This is a genomic window from Alloactinosynnema sp. L-07 (assembly GCF_900070365.1).
Taxonomy (GTDB): domain Bacteria; phylum Actinomycetota; class Actinomycetes; order Mycobacteriales; family Pseudonocardiaceae; genus Actinokineospora.
Map to the genome: position 1 here is coordinate 1,746,292 of NZ_LN850107.1, position 20,806 is coordinate 1,767,097.

The 20,806-nt window shown below is 68.6% G+C and carries 14 protein-coding genes; 9 read left to right on the forward strand and 5 right to left on the reverse strand.

What is annotated here, in order from left to right; translation table 11 throughout:
• Positions 1 to 4 precede the first annotated feature (4 nt).
• From BN1701_RS08115 to BN1701_RS08130, 4 genes are read left to right on the forward strand one after another with little or no spacing between them, the layout of a single operon-like run.
• Positions 5 to 5,068: a non-ribosomal peptide synthetase gene (locus tag BN1701_RS08115; RefSeq protein ID WP_054046992.1), complete on the forward strand. Its 5,064-nt coding sequence runs from the start codon at positions 5 to 7 to the stop codon at positions 5,066 to 5,068.
• Positions 5,065 to 6,279, forward strand: a complete 1,215-nt coding sequence (locus tag BN1701_RS08120; protein ID WP_054046993.1) for a cytochrome P450 — start codon at positions 5,065 to 5,067, stop codon at positions 6,277 to 6,279. The genes BN1701_RS08115 and BN1701_RS08120 overlap by 4 nt, the downstream gene beginning before the upstream one ends.
• A gap of 12 nt (positions 6,280 to 6,291) precedes the next feature.
• Complete coding sequence (locus BN1701_RS08125) at positions 6,292 to 7,554, forward strand: ATP-grasp domain-containing protein (protein ID WP_054046994.1); 1,263 nt, start codon at positions 6,292 to 6,294, stop codon at positions 7,552 to 7,554.
• On the forward strand, positions 7,551 to 8,819 hold the full coding sequence (locus tag BN1701_RS08130) for an MFS transporter (RefSeq protein WP_082859713.1): 1,269 nt from the start codon (positions 7,551 to 7,553) through the stop codon (positions 8,817 to 8,819). The genes BN1701_RS08125 and BN1701_RS08130 overlap by 4 nt, the downstream gene beginning before the upstream one ends.
• A 182-nt stretch (positions 8,820 to 9,001) precedes the next feature.
• On the opposite strand, the gene BN1701_RS08135 is transcribed toward BN1701_RS08130, so the two are convergent.
• Both BN1701_RS08135 and BN1701_RS08140 read right to left on the reverse strand, forming a co-directional pair.
• Positions 9,002 to 9,847, reverse strand: a complete 846-nt coding sequence (locus tag BN1701_RS08135; protein ID WP_054046998.1) for an ABC transporter permease — start codon at positions 9,845 to 9,847, stop codon at positions 9,002 to 9,004.
• Entirely contained in the window at positions 9,844 to 10,740 is an 897-nt protein-coding gene (locus BN1701_RS08140; protein WP_054055714.1) for an ABC transporter ATP-binding protein, read from the reverse strand. Before BN1701_RS08140 ends, BN1701_RS08135 begins: the two co-directional genes overlap by 4 nt.
• 242 nt (positions 10,741 to 10,982) lie before the next feature.
• Here BN1701_RS08140 and BN1701_RS08145 point away from each other — a divergent pair, with 242 nt between their 5' ends.
• From BN1701_RS08145 to BN1701_RS08155, 3 genes are all read left to right on the forward strand, one after another.
• On the forward strand, positions 10,983 to 12,476 hold the full coding sequence (locus BN1701_RS08145; protein ID WP_157367815.1) for an MFS transporter: 1,494 nt from the start codon (positions 10,983 to 10,985) through the stop codon (positions 12,474 to 12,476).
• Positions 12,477 to 12,621: 145 nt separating this feature from the next.
• Complete coding sequence (locus BN1701_RS08150) at positions 12,622 to 13,362, forward strand: SDR family NAD(P)-dependent oxidoreductase (RefSeq protein WP_054047002.1); 741 nt, start codon at positions 12,622 to 12,624, stop codon at positions 13,360 to 13,362.
• Positions 13,363 to 13,597: 235 nt separating this feature from the next.
• Complete coding sequence (locus tag BN1701_RS08155) at positions 13,598 to 14,569, forward strand: SIS domain-containing protein (protein ID WP_054047004.1); 972 nt, start codon at positions 13,598 to 13,600, stop codon at positions 14,567 to 14,569.
• Between the two features lie 59 nt (positions 14,570 to 14,628).
• On the opposite strand, the gene BN1701_RS08160 is transcribed toward BN1701_RS08155, so the two are convergent.
• Positions 14,629 to 16,896, reverse strand: a complete 2,268-nt coding sequence (locus BN1701_RS08160; RefSeq protein WP_054055715.1) for an excinuclease ABC subunit UvrA — start codon at positions 16,894 to 16,896, stop codon at positions 14,629 to 14,631.
• A 14-nt stretch (positions 16,897 to 16,910) separates the two neighbouring features.
• The gene (locus BN1701_RS08165; RefSeq protein WP_054047006.1) at positions 16,911 to 17,792 is read right to left on the reverse strand and encodes a siderophore-interacting protein; all 882 of its coding nucleotides are present in this window, start codon (positions 17,790 to 17,792) and stop codon (positions 16,911 to 16,913) included.
• A gap of 219 nt (positions 17,793 to 18,011) precedes the next feature.
• On the opposite strand from BN1701_RS08165, the gene BN1701_RS08170 reads away from it, so the two are divergent.
• A complete protein-coding gene (locus tag BN1701_RS08170; RefSeq protein ID WP_054047008.1) occupies positions 18,012 to 18,803 on the forward strand; it encodes a TetR/AcrR family transcriptional regulator in 792 nt (263 codons plus the stop codon).
• Positions 18,804 to 19,191: 388 nt separating this feature from the next.
• Entirely contained in the window at positions 19,192 to 19,710 is a 519-nt protein-coding gene (locus tag BN1701_RS08175; RefSeq protein ID WP_231949535.1) for an LmbU family transcriptional regulator, read from the forward strand.
• 50 nt (positions 19,711 to 19,760) lie between these two features.
• Here the strand turns inward: BN1701_RS08175 and BN1701_RS08180 are convergent, their stop codons facing one another.
• Complete coding sequence (locus tag BN1701_RS08180; protein WP_054047010.1) at positions 19,761 to 20,801, reverse strand: methyltransferase; 1,041 nt, start codon at positions 20,799 to 20,801, stop codon at positions 19,761 to 19,763.
• Between the last annotated feature and the right edge of the window lie 5 nt (positions 20,802 to 20,806).

The following is a 20,806-nucleotide window of genomic DNA, read 5'->3' on the forward strand; positions in this document are numbered from 1 at the left end:
CCCCATGACCGTTGACCTCACCGTCGGGCAGCGCAAGATCGCCGCCGCCCAGCGGCCCGCCGCGGCCGCGTTCTGGGGCCGCGCCCTCGACGGCGCCGTCGCCACCGCCTTCCCGCCGGACGTGGCGAGCGCGCCGCGCACCGGACGCGCCGAGCCGCTGGCCGAACTGCCAGTCCCCGCGGACCTCGCCGCCCGGCTCGTCGCAGTCTCCCGCGGCGACGACCTGGCGCTGCACACCGTGCTCGTCGCCGCGACCATGGTGCTGCTCGCCGACTACACCGCCGCCGAGGATGTCCTCGTCGGCGAACCGGCGACGGCGGCCGAGCGATTAGCGTCCGTCCTGCCCGCGCGCCACCGCGTCGCCGCCGACGACACGTTCCGGTCAGTGCTGTCCGGCCTGCGCGCCGCGGTCCGCGAAGCCTTCCCGCACCGCGACTTCCCGGTCGACCTGACCGGTGTCGACATCGACGTGGTCGTCGCGCTCGACGCGCTGCACCCGCCCGCCGCGGTCGCCGGGGTCGAAGCCGACGTCGTGGTGCACTTGGGCGCTGTGACCGCAGGGGGAGCGACCCTGCGGGTTCTCGCCGAACCCGAGCGGTTCCGCCCGGACACCGCCGTGCGCATCGGTGAGCATCTGCTGCGCGTCCTCGCGGCGGGCTTGGCCGACCCGGACGCCCCGGTCGGCGACATCGACCTGCGGTCCGACGCCGACCGCGCGATCCTGGCCAGGATCAACGACACCGCGGTGCCGTTCGCCGACACCGCCACCCTGCCGGACCTGTTCGCGCGCACCGTCGCCGCGAAGCCGCACGCCCCCGCCGTCCACACCGGCGACACCACCCTGACCTTCGCCGAACTCGACGCCAGGGTCAGCGCGCTGGCCGGGGCGCTGCGCGAGCGCGGTGTCGGCCGCGACATGGTCGTCGGGGTACTCGCCCGCCGGTCGGTCGACCAACTCGTCGCCGTGCTGGCGGTGCTGCGCGCGGGTGGCGCCTACCTGCCGCTCGACCCGGCGCTGCCCGCCGCCCGCCTGGCGGGGATGGTGGACGACAGCAAGGCCCGGCTGGTGCTCGCCGCGCCCGAGCACGCCGGTCTGCTGCCCGACTCCGCCGATGTCGTCGGTCTCGACGAGAGCGCGCCCGCCGCGCTCGCCTCCGGCCGCTCCGACGACGCCGCCTACGTCATCTACACCTCCGGGTCGACCGGGGCGCCCAAGGGCGTCGTCGTCGAACACCGCAGCGTGGTAAACCGCCTGGCCTGGATGCAGCGCGCCTACCCGCTGGCCGCCGACGACGTCATCCTGCACAAGACGCCCGCGTCCTTCGACGTGTCGGTGTGGGAGCTGTTCTGGTGGCTCATCGAGGGCGCCCAGGTGTGCCTGCTGGAGGCGGGCGGCGAGCGCGACCCCGAGGCCATCGTCGCCGCCGTGGAGCGCCACCAGGTGACCACGCTGCACTTCGTGCCGACCATGCTCGGCGCGTTCCTCGCCTACGTCGCCGAGACCGGCGCCGCCGACCGGCTGCGGTCGCTGCGCCGGGTGTTCGCCAGCGGCGAGGCACTGGGCGCCCACCACGTGCACCGGTTCGCCGAGGTGCTCGGCCACGCCGACCTGGTCAACCTCTACGGGCCGACCGAGGCCACCGTCGACGTCTCCCACCACCGCCCGGCGGCGGGGGAGGACGTGGTGCCGATCGGTGTCCCGATCGACAACACGCGCCTCTACGTGCTCGACAAGCGGCGCGGGCACCGCCCGGTCGGTGTGCCGGGCGAGCTCTACATCGCGGGTGACTGCCTGGCCCGCGGCTACCACGACCGGGCCGAGCTGACCGCGCAGCGGTTCGTGGTGGACCCCTTCCCCGGCGAGCGCCGCGCCTACCGCACCGGCGACCTGGTGCGGCTGCGGCCCGATGGCGCCCTGGAGTTCCTCGGGCGCGACGACTTCCAGGTCAAGATCCGCGGCTTCCGCGTCGAACTCGGCGAGATCGAACACGAGTTGGCCGCGCACCCGGCGGTCGACAACGCGGTCGTGGTCGCCCGCACCCGCGACGACGGCCAGCAGGCGCTGCGCGGCTACGTGACCACCCGCGCCGAGATCGGTGAGGACGACCTGCGCGCGCACCTGGCGCGGCGTCTGCCCGAGCACATGGTCCCGGTCAGGATCGTCGTGCTCGACGCGTTCCCCTTGACCGCCAACGGCAAACTCGACCGCGCCGCCCTGCCCGAGCCCGCGGGCCTGGACGCGGGCCACGTCGCGCCGCGCACCGACCGTGAGCGGGTGCTCGCCGACATCGTCGCCGAGGTCCTCGGCCTGGACCGTGTCGGCGTGCACGACGGTTTCTTCGCCATGGGCGGCAACTCCATCCACTTCGTCTCAGTGCTGGCCAAGGCCCGCAAGGCCGGGCTCGACTTCACCTTCCAGCAGCTGTTCGCCCACCCCACGGTCGCCGAACTCGCCGAGCGCGCCGAGACCGCGGCGCCTGCCGAGGAGACCGACAGCGGCGAGCCGTTCGCGCTGATCAGCCCGCAGGACCGGGCCAAGCTCGGGCCGGAGGTCGAAGACGCCTACCCGATGACCATGCTGCAGGCAGGCCTGATCTTCCAGACCGAGATGACCCGCGGCAGCTCGCAGTACCACGACATCATCAGCTACCTCATCCGCAGCGGGTTCGACGCCGAGGTGTTCACCGACGCGGTGCGGATCCTGGTGGCGCACAACCCGATCCTGCGCACCAGCTACCGGATGGCGGGCTTCAGCGAGTACCTGCAGGTGGTGCACCGCGAGGTGGAGCCGCCGCTGTTCGTGGCCGACCTGCGCCACCTCGACACCGACGCCCAGGAGCAGTGGTACGTCGACTGGGTGGTGCGCGAACAGGCCCACGCGTTCGACTGGGAGGTCCCCGGCCTGGTCCGGCTGCACATCCACGTGCTGTCCGACGACCTCTACCGCTACAGCATCAGCCAGCACAACTCCGCGCTGGACGGCTGGAGCATCAACCAGTTGCACACCAGGCTGTTCGCGATCTACCACGCCCTGCTCGGCGGCGGCGAGTACCGCGGCGAGCCCGTCCCCAACTTCGTGCGTACGTTCTCCGCACTCGAATCCGCCTCGGTGACCTCCGAGGCGGACCGGGACTACTGGGCCGAGCGGCTCGCCGAGCGCCCCACCACGGTGATCCCGCGACTGCGCCCGCTCGACGCAGACGCCGCGTTCCAGGTGGTGCTGCGGGACATCCCACTCCCACGCGGCCTCTCCGACCGGATCATCGCCTTCGCGGGCGCCAGGGGCGTGCCGGTGAAGAACGTGCTGCTCGCCGCGCATCTGAAGGTGCTGTCGGTGCTGGCGGGCCAGGCCGACGTGCTCACCGGCTACGAGCACAGCGGCAGGCCGGAACAGGTCGACGCGGACAAGGCGATGGGGCTGTTCCTCAACACCGTGCCGCTGCGGGTGGCCCTCGCGCCGGGCACCTGGGCCGCGTTGGTGCGCCAGGTCTACGACACCGAGATCGACCTGCTGCCGCACCGCCGCTACCAGATGGCCAAGGTGAAGCAGGACCTGCGCACGACCGACTCGCTGTTCGAGACGGTCTTCAACTTCACCCACTTCTACTCGCTCAAGGCGCTGCGGCACCTGCCGGAGTTCGCGCTGCTGGACGTGCGCGCGGTGGCGATCACCGAGTTCGCGTTCCGCTCGGAGTTCTCCCAGCACTTCTACACCGACGAGGTGCGGCTGAGCCTGCACTACCACACCGACACCTTTGACGCCGACCACATCGAGCGCGTCGGCGGCTACTTCGTCGCCGCGCTGGAGGCGATCACCGCCACCCCCGACGCCGAGCACACCGCGACCCCCCTGCTCGGCCCCGCCGAACTGGCCCGGATCACCGAGTTCGAGGCCGCCGCGGGGGCAAGGGTGCTCGACCCGGCGGGCCTGCCGACGCCGATCGGCACCCCCGGCAGCGTCGTGCGCGACGGCGTCAAGCAGGGCACGGGACGGTGGACGACCAGCGGCGACCTGGTCGGCGAAGCCACGACGTCCCCCGCGGCCGAAACCCAGGAACGGCCCGCCGCGGAGATCACCGACGGCGCCCGGCGGGTCGCCGCGGTGTGGGGCGACGTCCTGGGCCTCGACCCGGACGCCCTCGCCGCGGACGACGACTTCTTCCAGATCGGCGGCAACTCGCTGGCCGCCATGCGCGTGGTCATGATGCTCGGCGGCCTGGTGTCGCTCAAGGACGTCATGGTCAACTCCCGACTCGGCGAACTCGGCGCGGTGGCGGGGGAGGCCGCGGCGGCGTCCAGCGACGGCGTGCTGGTGCGGCTGAGCGACACCGAGGCTCCGCGGGCCACACTCGTCTGCTTCCCCTACGGCGCGGGCCATGCCGTGCACTTCCGCCCCGTCGCCGACGCGGTGGCGAGGACGTCAGCGGACGTGGCGGTCTACGCGGTGGAACTGCCCGGCCACGACCCGAAGTCCACTGTGGACGAGCTACGTCCGGTCACCGAGGTGGCCCAGGCAGTGCTTGCCGAGCTGGACCGGATCCGCACCGGGCCGATCGTCCTGTGGGGACACTGCGTGGGCGCAGCGGCCGCGATCGAGGTGGCCCGGTTGCTGCGCGAGCGCGGCACTCCGGCGGCGCACCTGTTCATCGGCGCCAAGCTGCTCTACGCCCCCGAGGCGATCCAGGAGAGCATCGACTACGTCGCGTCGATGTCCTACGCCGACATCAAGCACTGGTTGACCGTGGAGACCGGGTTCACCGGTTTCGACGAGCTCGGCGACGGCTACGCCGACCTGCTGACCCGCACGTTCCGCCACGACTCGGGCAGCGCCAACGCCTACTTCCTCGGCCTGCACGCCCAGCCGCTGGACCCGCCCGCCCCCACCACGGCGGTGTTCGCCGCCGACGACCCCGTCACCGAGGGCTTCGCGCAGCGCTACGCCGATTGGGAACGCGCGGGTGTCCATCCCGCGGTGCGCCAGGTCGACAGCGGCGGCCACTACTTCACCCGCACCCGTCCCGCCGTGGTGGCCGGGCTGGTCGCCGAGGCGCTGGGGGAGGCGCGATGAGCCAGACCGCCACCGTCGACCTGTCCGATCCCGGCGCGTTCGTGCCCGCACCGCCGCACGCGGAGTGGGCACGGATGCGCGAGGAACCCACGCTGCCATGGCAGGACCGCGACGGGCTGCCCGGCTTCTACTCGGTCACCCGCCACGACCACACCAAAGCCGTGCTGCGCGACTCGAAGACCTACAGCTCCGAGTGGGGCATGACGCTGGACACCGCGTTCGGCGCCAAGGACCCCGCGGCCGGGCTGATGATCGAGCTGACCGACCCGCCCCGGCACGCCCGGCTGCGCAAACTGGTCACCGCCGTGATCACCCCCCAGTTCGTCGCGGGTCTGGAGCCGGTCATCCGCGGCCACGCCACCCGGCTCGTCACCGCCGCGCTGGCCGACGGCGAGGTCGACGCGGTAGCCGCGCTCACCGCGCCGATGCCCCGGCTGACCATCGGATCGATCCTGGGCATCCCCGAAGCCGACCAGACCCACGTCGCCGAGCTGGCCAGCCAGGCGATCACCGGAAGCGACGGCACCCCCGACGCCGACCTCGCACACCGCCGCCGGTGCAGCGAGACCGCCAACAACGACCTGCTGCTCTACTTCGTCGAGGTGACCGAGGACCCTGGCCGCCTCGACCCCGGCGGACTCGTCCGCAGGCTGATCGACATCGAACTCGACGGCGCCCGCCTCACCCCCGACGAAGTCCTGCTCAACTGTCTCAACCTCGCCATCGGCGGCTACGAGACGACCAAGAACGCCGTCGCCGCCGGGCTCGCCGCGCTGTGCGAGCGCCCCGGCAGCTGGGAGTGGCTGCGCGCCGACCACGACCGCGTCGCCCCGATGATCGAGGAAGTCCTGCGCTACGAGACCCCGGCGATGCACCTGATCCGCACCGTCACCGCGCCCACAAACCTGGGTGGCACCGAACTGTCCGAAGGGGACACGGTGTGCGTGTGGCTGTCCGCGGCCAACCGCGACCCGCGGGTGTTCGACGCGCCGGAGGAGTTCCGCGCGGACCGCGCGCCCAACAACCACCTCGCCTTCACCATCGGCCCGCACTTCTGCCTCGGCGCGGTGCTGGCCCGGATGGAGATGCGGTCGCTGTTCGTCGAACTGCTCTCCCGTGTCGAGCGGGTTGTCGCGCTGTCACCCATGGCGCGCAGGCCCTCGAACTTCATCGCGGGCATCGACAGCCTGCGCGTCGACCTGCGCGGCTGAGGAAAGGACCACATGGCCACGTTCATCCCGCCTGCCCGCACCGTCATGGTGGGCTACGGCAAGATGCTGCTCAACACGATGAACCCGTATCTGCCGCCGGGCAGCGTCGTGGTCGTCGAGGATCCCGACATCATCGTCAAGCGCGATGTGCACAACGACTTCGCCGCGCTGCCGTGCGTCGGCTCGGTCGTCGCCGCCCGCTACCACCGCGGCGAGGACTACGTCGAAGCTGTCGAGGCACACCTCGGCGACGCCCCGGTCGAGATGGTGCTGCCCGGCCTGGAGTACGGCGTGCGCGGCGCGGCCACCTTGGCGCAGCGGTGGGGCCTGCCCGGCGCGACCGCCGCCGCCGCGGACCGGCTCACCGACAAGCTGCGGCTGCGCGAGGCCGCCAACGCGGGCGGCCTGCGCAATCCAGAGTGGACGGAGGTGTTCGGGCCCGGGGACGTGCGCGCGTTCGCCGACGGGGAACCGGTGGTCCTCAAACCGGCGAACCGGCACGCGTCGCTTGGCGTGCAGATCCTGCCCGCGGGCGCCGACATCGACGCCGCGTGGGCGACCACCGTCGCCGCGCAGGACAGCCTGATGCTGCCCGACATCGACCTGGACTGGCGCTACGCCGCCGAGCGGGTCGTGACCGGCCACGAGTACAGCGTGGAGGTCCTCGTCCAGCGCGGCGCCATCGTCTTCCGCAACGTCACCGACAAACTCACCATGCCCGGCCGCCACCCCGTCGAACTGGGCCATGTGCTGCCCGCGCCGATCCCGGCCGACCTGCTCGCCGCGTTCGACGACGCCATGGCGAGCCTGGTCAAGGCCATCGGCTTCAGCGACGGCGTACTGCACGCCGAGTGGATCGCCGACGCCGACGGCCCGGTCCTCATCGAGTGCGCGGGCCGCGTGCCCGGCGACTCGATCGTCACCCTGATCGACGTGGCCTACGGCGGCGACCTGGTCAAGGCGATGGTGAGCGTGCTCTCCGGCCGCGAACCCGCGCTGCCGACCGGCGCCCCGATGGGCGCCGCCATCCGGTTCCTCACCGTCGAACCCGGCACCGTCGACCGCGTCGACGGGCTGGCCGCCGCCCAGGCCGCGTTCGGCGTCTTGCGCGCTGGGGTCACCGTCGGCCCGGGCGACACCGTCGCCCCGACCCGCTCGTCGTGGGACCGCGTCGGCGACGTCGTCGCCACCGGCGCGGACGCGACCGCCGCCCGCGCCGCCGCGTGGGCCGCGGCCGAGACCATCACCGTCGTCACCACTGGAGCCGAATCATGACTGAGCCCACCGGCCGCATAGCGGCGATGCTCGGCCCCGCCGCCAGCCGCGGCGGCGTCGCGTTCCTGGGCATCGGCCTGGTCGACGCCATCGGCACCGGCCTCTACCTGGCCGGTTCGGCGCTGTTCTTCACCATGGTGATCGGGCTGTCCACCGCGCAGGTCGGCATCGGCCTGTCCGTCGCGGGCGTGCTCGGCCTCGCCGCCCAGCCCGCCATCGGCTGGCTCGCCGACCGCTGGGGACCCAAGCGGATCCTCATGGCCCTCAACCTGTACCGGGCCGCGGGCTTCACCGCGTACGTGATGGTCGACGACTTCACCGGCTTCATCGTCGTGGCCGCCGCCCTGGGCGTGGGCGAGCAGGCCGTGTTCCCCATCTACCAGGCACTCGCCGAACAACTCGTCGGACCCGAGAAGCGGGTGGCGATGATGGCGCGGATGCGTGTGGTGTTCAACGTCGGCTTCACCCTGGGGGCGCTGCTGACCACCGTCGCCGTCGCCATCGGCACGCGGTGGGCGTTCAACGCGATCATCCTGGGCAACGCCGCCTCGTTCGTCGTCGCCGCCGCCCTGCTGTGGCGAATCCGCCTGCACGGCGAGGAAACCAAGGTCGCCAAGAAGTCCCCCCTGCGCCTGGTCGCCCTACGCGACGCGCGGTACATGGCGGTCGCCGCGGTCAACGGGGTGCTGGTGCTGCACATCTCGCTGCTGGGCATCGCGGTGCCGCTGTGGGCCACCCAGCACACCTCAGCGCCCAAGCCGGTGGTCGGTGTCCTGCTCGTGGTCAACACCGTGCTAGCCGTGCTGTTCCAGGTGCGCGCGTCGAAGGGCACCGAAACCGTCGGGGGCAGCGTGCGCGCCATGCGGATCGCGGGCGCCGCCCTCGTGGCGTGCTGCGCGCTGCTTGCGTTCGCGCCGCGCGTGGAGTCCACGCCGCTCCTGGTGGGCGTGCTGATCCTCGGCGTCGTCGCGCTGACGGCGGGGGAGCTGTATCAGTCGGCGGGCGGATGGGGCCTGTCCTACGCGTTGGCCCCCAACCGTTCCCGCGCGGAGTACCTGGCGACGTTCAACCTCGGGTCCAGCGCCCAGTTCGTCCTCGGCCCCAGCCTGGTGACGGTCGCGGTCCTCGGCAACGGCGCCACCGGTTGGCTGGTCCTGGGCGCCTGCTTCGCCGCGGCCGCCGCCGCGGTCGGACCACTGGCGAAAGCCGCGGAGTCTCGCACTCAACTGACAGAGAGCGCCGAGCCGGACGCGGTCCCAGCCTGAGGTGCGGGCCGACCGACCGGCGCTGCACCGCGGTTGGTCGCAGGCGGCTATGGGTACCTGGTGTCTTGAACTACGGGCATGACCGACGGAGCGGCCCCTCGGGCAGGGGGGGTACCCGGGGGGCCGCTCTGTCCGGCGGTCGGATCGCCGGATTCATGGGGTGGTCGGGAGAATCGCCGTGGTTACTGCATGGCCTTGATGCGGCGTTCGGCGACGGCTGAGCCCGATTCCCCGGCCGCCATCTTGCGGAGCACTATCGGTGCCAGGACCAGGCCGAGGACGGCCCAGATTCCGAGGACACCGAAGGTCTCCCAGTAGCGCCAGGACTCGCCGATCTCGACCACGGCCATGGTGTCGGGCAACAAGGCCGACCGCATGCCCAGCCCCAGCCAGTAGATCGGGAACACCTGGGCGATCCACTGCAGCCACTCCGGCGCCTGCGCCATCGGGTAGAAGATGCCGGAGATGCCGATGAGCACGAGCAGCGGGAACATCAGCACCCCGATCGCCCGGGGATTGCCAAGCAGGGAGCCGAGAATGGCCCCGAAGGGCATGGTCGCCAGCAGACCGAGGACCACGACCCACGCCAGGGTCAGCCAAGCGCCCGGTTGGTCCAGCACCAGGCCGTCGAAAAGGAAGATGCCAGGAATGAGGATGAGCAGGACGGTGATCACCGCACCCGCGGAGGACTGCAGGATCTTGTCGATCAGGTAGGCCAACATCCCGTTCGGCGAGGCCTTGGCCCGCAGCAGCGTGCCGTCCTCACGTTCCATCAACAGGGTGAAGGCGACCCCCTGCAGACCGTTGAACGCCAGGGTCATGCCGAGCAGGCTCGGCAGGGTCATCGACGCCAGGGAGAAGCTCGTGCCGTCGACCGTCGAGTCGCGCATGAAGATGGCGACCACGAGCAGGACGATCGGGATGAAGAGCATGCCCACGATGTCCTGGGCGTTGGAGAAGGACTGTCGGATCTCGATCCAGCCCGCGGACATTCCGGTGCGCACCGCGGTCGGTACGGCGTTGCTCATCGCATGACCTCGGTTCGGGTGGTGGTGAGTGCGCTGAGATCGGCCTGGCCGTGGCCGGATTCCTCGGCTTGGACCATGGTCAGGTAGGTGTCCTCCAGGGTGGGACGGTGTACTTCGAGGCCGCTGACGGTGTCGCCGTGACGGTCGAACAGGTCCCGGACGAACCGGGTCGGGGTATCTGTGCGCTGGGAATGCCTGGTGCCGTCGAGGATCCACTTGACCTCGGCACCGGTCTCCACGAGCCGCGCCAGCTCTTCGGCGGTGCCGTCCGCGACGATCCGGCCCTTGGTCAGGATCACGATGCGGTCGGCGAGCTTCTCGGCCTCGTCGAGGTCGTGGGTGGTCAGCAGGATGGTGGTGTCGTCGTCCTCCGCCAGGGCGCGGACCAACTCGTGGAACTCCCGACGCGCCTCGGGGTCGAACCCCGCGGTGGGTTCGTCGAGGAACAGCACCTCCGGCCTGCCGACGATCCCGATGGCGACGTCGAGCCTGCGCCGCTGCCCGCCGGACAGCTGGCCCACCTTCTTCTCCGCGTGCTTGGTCAGCCCGACCGCGGCTAGGAGCTCGTCGGTGTCGCGCGGCCTGCTGATCGCCGGGGTGGAGTACGGCCGGTACAGCGAGCCCTGGTTGGCCAGCAGCTCCCGCACCTGCCACTTGGCGTGGTCACGCCAGGACTGCAGCACCACACCAAGCCGCGCCCGCCACGCCTCGTCTCCGTTCGACGGGTCCACACCGAGGACACGCACTTCCCCGGCCGACCTCCGTCGAAACCCCTCCAGGATCTCGATGGTCGTCGTCTTACCCGCACCGTTCGGGCCGAGCAGTGTCAGCACCTCACCGCGCTTGACGCTGAAATCGACCCCGTGGAGCACGTCGGTCGTGCCATAGCGCATGCGCAGGTCGCGGATCTCGATGACCTGGTCGTCCTGGCCTGGCGACGACCCCTCGTAGTCTTCCAAAGTTACACCCCTTTCATCTCTTTAGGCTGTAAAAGGTTAGCACGGCATCGGACCCCTGCCCGCCGCGGGCCCTGGTCGCGACCTGGACACGGGGCCTGCCGCATCGGTATGCAGGAAACGATCTGATGATCCGCGACGCACGTTGGTCCCAGCGTTCATCGAAACGGGGTTCACCGATGGCTGCTCATCCACGGCGCTGGCTCATTCTCGGCGTGGTCTGTCTCGCACAATTAGTCGTGTTGCTCGACAATACGGTGCTGAATCTGGTGATTCCCTCGCTCACGAGGGACCTGGGCGCGACGACGCAGGATATTCAATGGATGGTCAACGCCTATTCTTTGGCGCTGGCCGGACTGCTGCTCACCGCGGGCAGTCTCGGTGACCGCTATGGACAGAAGAAGGCGCAGTTGGCCGGGCTCGCGCTCTTCGGCGCCGCGTCACTGGCCTCGGCGCTGAGTCAGACCCCCGCACAGCTGATCGCGGCCAGGGCGGCCATGGGGATCGGGGGCGCACTGCTGATGACGACCACGCTGGCCGTTGTGGTGCGCGTGTTCGAAGGGAACGAACAGGCGAAGGCCATTGGCGTCTGGGGGGCTATCAGCTCCTTCGGATTCGCGGTCGGACCGCTGGTCGGCGGTGTGCTCCTGACCCGCTTCTGGTGGGGTTCGGTCTTCCTTATCAACGTCCCGATCGCACTCGTCGGCATCATCGCCGTGGCGAAACTGGTGCCGGAGAGCCGGAATCCGCGCGCCATGCGGCCGGACTCGGTCGGGGCAGCGCTGTCCACCGCGGGCATGGTCGGCGTCGTGTACGCGATCATCGCGAGTTCGGCGCGGGGTTGGGCGTCGGTCGACGTGCTCGCGGCCGCGGGCGTCGGTATCGCCGCGTTTGTCGCGTTCGTCCGGTGGGAATCGCGCCAGGACGAACCGATGTTCGACGTGGCCCTGTTCCACAACCGACGGTTCGTGGGCGCCGCGCTCGGCGGATTGCTCGTGGCCTTCGGCATGGCCGGGTCCCTTTTCCTGTTGACTCAGCACCTCCAGTTCGTGCTTGGCCACAGTCCGATCGCCGCCGGAATTCGCTTGGCGCCCCTGGCCATGACGATCGTCGGGGTGAACCTGCTCGGGCTCGGCGCCAAGCTGTTGGTCGCGGCGGGCGCGGCCAGGACGGTGGCGATCGGCATGTCCGGGCTGGCGGTCGGACTGACCGCGGTGGCGCTGCTCGACCCGGTGTTCGGCTACCCAGGGATGCTTCTCGGCTTGGTGGTCATGGGCTGTGGGCTCGCCATGGCGATGCCCGCCATGGTCACGGCCATTGTGGGAGCGATGCCCGCGCGCGACGCCGGGGTCGGGGCGGGCGTGCAGGGAACCGTCACCGAGTTCGGTGGTGGCCTCGGCGTCGCCGTGCTCGGCGCGCTGCTCACCGAGCGCTTCGCGGCGCTGCTGCCTGCGCCGCTCGGCGCCGATGTCGCCGATTCGCTGCCGGACGCCGTCGCCGCCGCGGGCGGCGCGGACATGGTGTCGAGGGTGCGCGAGGCCTTCGCCGCCGGAGTCAACACCAGCCAGCTCATCGGTGCGGGCGCCGTCATGGCGGGCGGCTTGCTCGCCGCCCTCCTGCTGCGCAGGACATCGGAACCGACACACGCACAATTGCTGCGGGCGAGCGGCTGATCCCGATTGACTTGATTCCCGCGTGAACAGCGACTATGCGGAAGCCATTGGATTACCGCGTGCGCCCGTCCCGCCGGCGGGACACCGATTCCGGCGCATTTTCGATTCCTTTACCGCAGGCGCGCGTACCTGATATTTTCGAGCTATGACTGATCGGGTCGCCGTCATCACCGGTGGAACCAAGGGGATCGGCTTGAGTTTCAGCAGGCGAATGGTCCACCTTGGTTATCGCGTGATCGCCGTGTATCGCGATGACGACGCGAGCGCGGAGGAGTTGGCAACCGAACTACGGGGTGATGTTGTTCCGATTCGAGCGGATGTGTCGGATCCCGCCCAGGTCAGCCGCCTTGCCGAGTCGGTGCTGGCCGGCCATGGCGCTCCTCACGTCCTGGTCAACAACGCAGGCCGGAATATCGACGGACCCTTTCTTGACATGTCCCATGCGGCCTGGCGGCAGGTGTTGGACACGAATCTGTCAGGACCGTTCTACCTGGCGAAGGAGTTTGCCCCTGAAATGCTTCACCTCGATCAGCCGTCGATCGTCAATATCGGTTCGACGACTGCGATTCGCCCGCGACTCGACGGCGTCAACTATTGTGCGAGCAAAGCCGGCCTACTACACCTCACTAAATGTCTCGCGATGGAGCTCGCGCCGACCATCCGGGTGAACTGCCTGATTCCCGGTATGATCGACACCGTAGAGATGAACACGCGTTTTCGGACGGGAGAGCCTGCCGCCCGGGCGGCGATGCTCGCGGAGATTCCGCAGCGCAGAATCGGTTCGCCGGACGAGATGGCCGACGCGCTGGAATTTCTGATCGGCGACGGAGCCAGGTATGTGACTGGACAAAAACTGATTGTCGATGGCGGCCAGTTCATGTGGTAGAGCAATCCGCGCATCCCATTGTCCCGTCCCCGCACAGGCGGCAGCCGCCTGTCGTGAATCGCCGGGGTGGACTCTGCGCGTCGGGAGGAGAAAAATGTTGTCACGCCTTGATCGGTATGAAGAGTTTCTGAAGACGGGATACAGAGCGGGTTTTCGCAGGGCCGATGAGTACTCGGTCGAGGAGGTCCGCCCCGACCTCGCGGAACGAATAGCGCGCGGCGCGTTCACTCGCGTCGTGTTCTCCGGCATGGGTTGCTCGGCCATCGTCTCCGATGTGACCGGCATCTTCCTCAACGCGGCTGACTCGGGGCTGGAGGTGCACGTCTTCAACGACTACGAGTTCCCGTATCTGATCCCGCGGTCGGTCGTGGACGACGAGGGAACGCTGTTCATCATCAGCTCGTACAGCGGACACTCGGAGGAACCGATCCGGGTGCTGCGAGCGCTGGAGGGCAAGTACCACCGAACTCTGCTGCTCACCTCGGGCGGACGGCTCGCCGACCTTGGCAGGCAGCTGGGCGTGTCGATCGCCAGGTGGGAGCTGAGCGAGCCCGACCGTGAGTACCCGCTGTTCCACGTCGGCCAGTACTTCGCGATCCTGCTCGACATGTTCCTGCGCCTGAAGCTGATCGGCCAGGACCACCGCGCGGAGGTCGCGGCGCTGCCTGATCGGCTGAGCACGGACTTCACCCCGGTGCACCGCGAGCTGGCCAGGACGGCGGCGTCGCGCAGTCGAGACGCGAATCTGATCATGCTCGCGTCGCCGAAGTGGCACGAGAGCCTGCTGAAGCTCGCCAAGATGCACTTCAACGAGATGGCCATGGTTCCGGCCGCGCGCAACTACTTTCACGAGTTCTGCCACAGCGAGGTCGCGACCTTGTCCGACCCGGAGCGCAAGCACAGCGTGCTCCTGTTCCGCGACGACGATGACGATGTCTACACCTCGGGCAAGATGGACAACCTGGTGCGACTGCTGACCCGGGACATCCCGCAGAACCTCAACGTCGCCGTCACGGAGGTCAAGCTCGATCAGCCCTCCTTCATGCGCAAGTATTTCACCGCACTGGAGTTCGTCCAGCACATGGCGCTGGACCTCGGTCGTTACTGCGACACACGCTCGCGGGACCTGATCTCCGAGGCAGCCGGCAACATGTGGTATCACCAGAGCACCATCGCGGCGGACATGTCCGCCGCGAGCACAGCCTGATAGGACCGTGTGGTGATCCCGCCGGGTTGGCGGGATCACCACACGTTGGCTGTGCCTGGTCAGCCGGTGTCCACGAGCACACCAGCCTCCCGGCGCAGGAAGTGCGCTGTGTGCGAGTCTCGCGCGGTCACGAGGCCTGCCGGAGTGCCTTGGAACAGCACGGTTCCGCCGCCCGCGCCGCCCTCCGGGCCCATGTCGATGATCCAGTCCGCGCTCTTGATCACGTCGAGGTTGTGCTCGATGACGATCACGGTGTTCCCGCGGTCGACCAGCCGGTCGAAGATGCTCAGCAGGTGCCCGATATCGGACATGTGCAGGCCGGTGGTCGGCTCGTCGAGCAGGTAAACGGAGCCCTTCTTGTGCAGCTCGGTGGCGAGCTTGATGCGCTGGCACTCTCCACCGGACAGCGTGGACAGCGGCTGTCCGAGACGCAGGTAGTCCAAGCCGACGTCGTTCACCGCACGCAGGACATCACGCAGTTTGGGTTCGGGGAAGAACGCCAGTGCCTCGGCGGCCGACATCTCCAGCACGTCGCTGATCGACTTGCCGCGCAGCCGGTAGCCGAGCACGTCGTCGGAGAACCGCCTTCCGGCGCAGACGTCGCAAGTGGACTTGAACTCCTCCATGAACGCCAGGTCGGTGTAGACCACACCCAAGCCCTGACAGTTCGGGCAAGCGCCCTTCGAGTTGGCGCTGAACAGCGACGCACTCGTCCCGGTCGCCTTGGCGAACAGCTGCCGGATCCCGTCGAGCAGGCCGGTGTAGGTGGCGGCGTTGGACCGCCTCGACGCGGTCACGGCGGCCTGGTCGATCACGATCGAGTCCGGGAATCGGTTGAGGAACGCCGCGTTGATCAGTGAGCTCTTCCCTGATCCCGCCACCCCGCTCACGACCGTGAGAACACCGGTGGGAAAGCCCACCGTGACGTTCCTCAGGTTGTGGTCGTTCGCCCCCGAGACAGTGAGGGTGCCGGTGGGCCGCCGAGGCTCGGTCTTGATCGGCAGCCGGTGTCTGAGGAAGGCGCCGGTGAGCGAGTCGGCCTCGGCGAGGCGGGCCACGGACCCCTCGAAGACCACCTCTCCACCTTGGGCTCCCGCCCGCGGTCCCATGTCGACGACGTGGTCGGCGACGGCGACCACGTCAGGGTCGTGCTCGACGACGAGAACGGTGTTTCCCTTGTCTCGCAGCTTGATCAGCAGTTCGTTGAGTCGGTGCACGTCCCGCGCGTGCAGCCCGACACTGGGCTCATCGAAGATGTACATCATCTCGGTGAGACTGTTCGACAGATGCCGCACCATCTTGATCCGCTGCGACTCCCCGCCGGACAGGGTGCTGGTCTCCCGATCGAGACTGAGGTACCCGAGTCCGATGGTGACCAGGTTCCGCAGCCGGTCGACGAGACTGTCCAGCACCGGGCGGGCCGCGGGCAGGTCGAGCCCGGCGAGGACCGGGACCAGGTCGACGGCACCCATCGCGGTGAGGTCGGCGATGCTGCGTCCCTCGATGTGGCAGTCGAGCGCGGCCCTGCTCAGCCGGGTGCCGCGGCACTCCTGGCAACGCGACTCGGTGACGAACCGCAGGAAGATCCCGCGGTTGCGCTCACTCATGTCGTCCTTCTGGATGTACAGCCTGGTGAACCGGTCGACCAGGCCCTCGTACGTCACGCTGAGCTGCTTGCCCTGCCAGTCGAACGTGACTTTCCCGGTGCCGTGGAGCAGTCGGGAACGCTCGTCGTCGGAGTAGTCGGCCAGCTTCTTGTCCGCGTCGAGGAATCCCGACTTCGCGTAGCTGGCCCAGTACCAAGTCGTCCGCGTGAAGTCTGGATGCAGGATGGCACCCTCGTTGAGCGACTTGGCGAGGTCGAGGAACTTGTCCAGGTCGAGTTGGACCGACCGGCCGATGCCCTCGCACTTGGGGCACATGCCCTGCGGGTCGTTGAACGAGAACGCGTTGGCCTGCCCCGCGGCCGGTCGACCGAACTTCGAGAAGAGGAGCCGCAGCAGCGGGTTGATGTCGGTGATGGTGCCGACGGTCGATCGTGAGTTGCCGCCGATCCGCTTCTGGTCGATGACGATGGCCGCCGAGATGTTCTCGATCGAGTCGATGTCGGGGCGGCCGTAGCTGGGCAGGAAGTTGCGGACGAACGCGGAGAAGGTCTCGTTGAGCTGGCGCTGCGCCTCGGCGGCGATCGTGTCGAACACCAGCGAGGACTTGCCCGAGCCCGACACCCCGGTGAACACCGTGATCTGCCGCTTGGGGATCCGCAGCGTGACGTCCTTGAGGTTGTTCTCCCTGGCGCCGGTGACCTGGATGAAGTCGAGGTTCATCCGCGGTTGCGGCGTCACGCGGAACTTGTCTGCGCGTCGGCCACCCGTTCCATCGCCTCGGCCATGTCCTCCTCGGTGGGGGCGTCGTCCTGGGTCAGCTTGAGCCGCCAGTATCCGGCGAAGTCGATGGCTCGCTTGTCGATGCCGCGGTCGTTGACCAGATGCCTGCGCAGCGCGCGGACCGCCCCCGACTCGCCGCCGAGCCAGGCGAACACCGATCCCTCCGGGAACACGGCGTCGCGCACCGCTTCGACCAGAGCGTCGCTGTGGCCGGGCTTGGCGTCGGCGCGGTGCAGCCAGTGCGTGGTCAGCGTCCCTCGGGTGTCGAAGCGTTGTTCGTCCTCGGTGCCGTTCACCTCGATGTATGCCACCGCGACGGCGTCTTCCGGCAACCACTCGATGATCGTGCTCATCGCGGGAAGGGCGGTGTCGTCACCGGCCAGCAGCACCCAGTCGGCGGCGCCGATCGAGTGGGAGAGCGCGACCGGCCGGGCGAACATGGTCGACGGGCCGAACACGCCGATCGTGTCGCCCGGCTTGGCCGAGGCCGCCCATCGCGTCGCTGGTCCGGCGTCCTCGTGCAGGACGAAATCGATGTCGATGGTGTTGCGTTCGGCATCGCGGGCGCGAATCGTGTAGCTGCGCATCCACGGGCGTTCGTCATCGGGAATCTCGTTGTAAGCCTGATACCAGGCCATGAGGTTGCCGTCGGCGTTCGGCTCGGGCAGTCGAGGGACGGCTTGGCCCGGGCGCGGAAAGTAGAGTTTCACCTGCTGGTCGGGTTCGGCGTAGACGAAATCCGCGAGATCGTCACCGGTGAGGGTGATTCGTGCCATATGTGGACTCACGCGTTTGGCGTCGGCCACATCGAGGAACCATACGGGCAGCTTGTCCATCAATACTCCGAATATATGTTGTGCCTGACATCGGCAAGGCGAGCCACCAATGGACCCCGTCGATCGGCCGGGCCCATTGGGTGACGGTCGGTCATGACCGACGCGCGGCGGCGGGACTCCCAGCTTGGAGCCAGCCCCGCCGCCGCGGCTTCCCCTGATAGGCTTAGGTCGTAAAGTCTTTACCCGGATACAGTACTTTACGCAGTAAGGAGTTGCAAGTTGGTGGTCTTCGCAGGCCAGGGTGACGTGCGCCGGTCAATGGCCTTGTTGTGGCGTGCGGAAGCCGCCGACGGCGTTCGGACGGGTCCTGGCCCGAAGCCGGGGCTCAGCGTGGACATGATTCTCGACGCCGCCATCGCCGTCGCCGACGAGGTGGACATGGCCGGACTGTCCATGCGGGCGGTCGGGGAGCGGCTGGGACGCACCGCCATGGCGCTGTACACCTACGTGCCGAACAAGGGCGAGCTTGTCGACCTGATGTACGACCGGACGCTGGGAGAGTTGCCCACCGAGTACGACCTGGCCGTCGGCTGGCGGGCCGCGCTGACCACTTGGGCGGAGAACGTCTGGTCGCTCTATCTGCGCCATCCGTGGGTGCTTCAGGTCTCGCAGGTTCGACCAGTGCTGGGGCCCAACGAGTACGTCGTCCTGGAGGCTCTGCTCCGCATCCTGCGTGAGACCGGGCTGAAAGGTCCGGTACTCAGGCATGTCGTCGGGGCACTCTTCCACTTCGTGCGCGGCGCGGCGCAGACGGTGGCCGAGTCGAGGCAGGCGCCCACGGCCACCGGCGTGTCCGACGAGGAGTGGTGGTTCGCCCGGTCGGCGCTCCTGCGCGAGGTGGCACCCGACTTCGCCGAGCGGTTCCCCATGGTGACCAGCCTTGAGGCCGACGGTGCGCCGCGGCCCGAGGACGACACGAAGCCCTATCTCGAACAAGAAGCCGAGCAACTTTTCGATATCGGCCTCGACATCATCCTCGACGGTATAGCGGCGGCGATGGCCAGGGCGTGATCTCCATCGCGCGTCATCGCTGAGCAGTTCTGATTGTTCACAAAAGATACGTGTGGGGTATTCTTTTGCGCGCTTCCGACAATGCGGAGTCGATTATATCGACCATTTGGGGGTGTGTGATCGCCAGGTTTCCTTGTCACCACCTGGCGTCCGTGGTAGATGTTGATACGGGATAGGGCGACCCGCGGTAGCGACATGGCATGAAAGTCATACGCCCGGACGGACAGTGATACTCATGGGGAGAGTAATGTTGCCGCATTCCTCGGAAGAGGTCAGTCGTAGAAGCCTGCTGCCCGCGCAGCGAACAGGCAAGGGAAATCCGCATGTGCGTAACGCGCGCACTGACAATGGGATTCTCACCACCCGTGTCGGCCTCATGATTCCGAATTTGTTGGCCTTCGACCGGTGGGAACGAGCGGGCCACCAGATATTCCGGATCGTGGACTCGTCGGCCTGGTGTCTCGGTGACTGGCTGCTCTACGGCCAGGAGCAGTACGCCGACAGGTACCGGCAGGCGGTCGAGGCCGCGGGGCTCGACTACCAGACGCTTCGGAACTACGCCTGGGTGGCCAGGAAGTTCGAACTCGACCGACGGCGGCACGGGTTGAGCTTCCAGCACCATGCCGAGGTGGCGGCGCTGCCTGCGCAGGAGCAGGACCAGTGGCTCACCCGCGCGGAACAGGCGAGGTGGTCGAGGAACCAGCTGCGCAATCAGATCCGGGAAAGTCGCAAGCTGGGCGGCGACCACAAGGTGGACAACGCCGCCCTGCCGAGGCTCAATGTCGAGCAGGAGCGGATCGAACGCTGGCGCAAGGCCGCCCGGATCTCCGACACCGCGTTCGAGCACTGGGTGCTAACGGCCCTGGACAGCGCCGCGACCCAGGAACTCGAAGAGGCCGCGGGCTGATCACGGGCGGGTGGTGGGACAGTCGAACCGGCCGTCCCACCACCGCTCGGCTACTTCGTCCCGCTGATCAGTCCGTGTGGTGTCCACGTTCGGCCGGGATGCCGCTCGACGGTGGAGAATCCGGCCGCCCGCAGCCAGGTCTCGTACTGGCCCCACCGGTAGATCGTGCTGCTTTTGGCGGGCAGTGTGGCGAAATAGACATTGTCGAGGGCGGCATAGAGCGGACCGTCACCGCTGTCGTCGGCCATCGCGCTGAACACCATGACACGGCCGCCTGGCGACAGCGCTTCGCAGGCTTTCCTGAGCAGGGATTCGTTCTCCTCCGGTGACCAGATCACCAGTTGGTTGGCGAACAGCACACAATCGTGACCCCGCGGGTACTCGTCGGCGAAGATGTCGCCCTCCAGCACCGTTATCACCTCGGTGAGGTTGCTCTCCGCGACCTTCTTCCGTGCGATCTCCACCGCCCCCGGCAGGTCCAGGACGGTGAACTCGACCCCGGGATTCGCCCGCGCGAGCGCGATGGCGTTGACCGCGTCGCCGCCGCCGACGTCCAGCACCCGGCGCACACCGGTGAGGTCGGCCTTGTCGATCAAGATGGGGTTCGACAGCCTCGACCACGACCGCATGCACCGGTAGAACAGCTGCTCGGCTCCCGGGTTGGCGGCCAGCCGGTGGTAGAGATCGCCGCCTTCGCCGTCGAACCTCCGCAGGCCGACGTTGGTGTTCTGGCGCAGCGATTCGACGAAGTCGACCTCGACCGGAAGTACGATCTCGGACTCAAAGGTGACGAGGTCCTCGATGATGTCCCACGAGTCGCTGTCGAACATCTCGGTGAGCAGGTCGGCGTTGCGGTAGCGACCATCCTCCCGGACAGTGAGCCCCAGTGAGGTCGTTCCGAGAAGCAGGATCTCGGCCGGGCGGGTTTGCAGGTCGAGAGCGTCGGCGATCTCCGCGCTGGTGCTGCCGGGCAGGCGGTCGAGCAGCGGGAACAGGCCCAGCGAACATCCGGCGTTGAGCATTTGGAACGCCGATGAGCCGAAGAGGACGCGGATGAGATCCGTTGAGGTCAGAGCACTCACAGTCGTCATGTGTC